Annotated in this window: 1 protein-coding gene; it reads left to right on the top strand. The window is 63.0% G+C overall.

All coding sequences use genetic code 11. The features are described from left to right. Nucleotides 1–25: 25 nt before the first annotated feature. Nucleotides 26–362 (top strand): GmrSD restriction endonuclease domain-containing protein (locus tag AC3XQU_RS23280; protein ID WP_489876522.1); only part of this gene is annotated, 337 nt, incomplete at its 3' end.

Below are 362 nucleotides of genomic sequence, written 5' to 3'. Positions count from 1 at the left end.
CGTTTCCTACAGCAGCGGCTGCACGATCATCGCAGGCCAGTGGTACTCCCGGTACGACGGTGCCACATGGACGAACCCCTCCGACGTGGACGTCGACCACCTCGTGCCTTTGCAGGAGGCTTGGCAGTCAGGAGCCTGGCGCTGGTCACCGGAACTTCGTGCGGCCTACGCCAACGACCTTGGTTACCTGCGCAGCCTCGAGGCAGCCACTGACGAAGTGAATCAGTCCAAGGGTGCCCAGGACCCGGCAACTTGGATTCCGACTCTGGAGCAGTGCGGCTACGCCGTTGACTGGGTCTCCGTGAAATGGCGGTGGAACCTCACCGCCGACAACAGCGAACACGCAGCCCTGAACTCCCTAG

This window comes from Telluria sp. AZSoR62 (assembly GCF_058111565.1).
The sequence above is the reverse complement of the archived record's forward strand: the minus strand, read 5'-3'. Positions and strand labels throughout refer to the sequence as shown.